The 1,141-nt window shown below is 38.1% G+C and carries 3 protein-coding genes; all 3 read left to right on the top strand.

All coding sequences use genetic code 11. The features are described 5' to 3' along the window. Window positions 1–247 (top strand): hypothetical protein (locus tag N1032_RS23535; RefSeq protein ID WP_259542794.1); only part of this gene is annotated, 247 nt, incomplete at its 5' end. After that, window positions 247–696, top strand: a complete 450-nt coding sequence (locus tag N1032_RS23530) for a hypothetical protein (RefSeq protein WP_259542792.1) — start codon at window positions 247–249, stop codon at window positions 694–696. The genes N1032_RS23535 and N1032_RS23530, both read left to right, overlap by 1 nt. A gap of 10 nt (window positions 697–706) precedes the next feature. Continuing rightward, window positions 707–1,141 (top strand): hypothetical protein (locus N1032_RS23525; protein WP_259542791.1); only part of this gene is annotated, 435 nt, incomplete at its 3' end.

Raw genomic sequence — 1,141 nt, 5'->3', positions numbered from 1 at the left:
AATGTTAGCAGAAGAATTAAACAGTAACAACAAAGTTTCTACAATTCCAAAACATGTCATGAATGGTTGTTGGACTTATTCTTGGTTAAACAATCCTGCTGATGGTATTGGCGCTGATAGTAATGCAGCATTCTTTGGCTTCCATGCTGGTGAATGTTTACGAGGACTTGCTCTTTATATTCTGTATAAGAATTTAAATACTGGTTCTGATATGTATGAGTATTCAAGAAATAAAGGAGTCTTTTAATGGTAGCTCTCTTTAGTGGTTCGGGGGCTCGTTCCCCGATACTTAACCCAGATGGTTCTGTATTAGCAAATACTGTTCCAACAAACGTTGGTCAGTTCGGTTGGACCTCTGAGGCAATGACTGGTGTAACTGACATTGTTCGTTATATGCGTGAAGCTCAGAGAGCTGCTGAATACGCTACAGCTCAATCTGATTATTTTAAACAAGTTCTTGCTTATATCACAGCGGTTGAAGGTGATATGCAAACAGTGCTTTCTGATATGAACACAACATTAGCTGATATTAATTCAAAAATCTCTGCTGTTAATACTGCTCTGGCGTCAGCCCAGACTATTAAGACAGATTGTGATAATATTAAAACAGTGGTTACTGGTATTCAGTCGAATGTTGCTACACTTCATACAGAGATTAAGAAAATGTATGATGAATGGAAAGCTAAGAATCCATAAGGAGTAATTAATGTCCGTAGAACCGCAAAGTATTTCGTTTATTAACCAGCTTAATCCATCTATCCCTGCTCCAGAGGATTTGATTAACGAGGGTGATGACCACATCCGTTTGATTAAGCAGGTTCTTCAACGTACATTTAAAAATTTTACAGGTGCTTTAGATTTTACCCATACAGCACTTAACTACCTTGCTTCTAATATTGTACCTTCAGCCTCGGGTGTAACTTTTAGTGGGGATGTATTCGGTACTAATGGTAAGACGTGGGATTTGAAGGGTGCTAGATTGAAGAATGTTGGTGGTACTTCTGCTACCAACGCTGCTCCTCAAGATGATAAAACTGTAGCTACTATTTCTGACATTTATGACCATGCTCAGAAAGCTTCTTATACAGTTGGAAGTTTATATCTCAGCATTAAACCAGACAACCCAAATAAGTCTTTAGGT

Origin of the sequence: Herbiconiux daphne (genome assembly GCF_024979295.1) — a bacterium.
Classification (GTDB): Bacteria; Actinomycetota; Actinomycetes; order Actinomycetales; family Microbacteriaceae; genus Herbiconiux; species Herbiconiux daphnes.
The sequence above is the reverse complement of the archived record's forward strand: the minus strand, read 5'-3'. Positions and strand labels throughout refer to the sequence as shown.

What these genes read in the sequence shown, in the direction of transcription:
- N1032_RS23530 (WP_259542792.1), top strand. Translation starts at nt 247, where the DNA reads ATGGTAGCTCTCTTTAGTGGTTCGGGGGCTCGTTCCCCGATACTTAAC.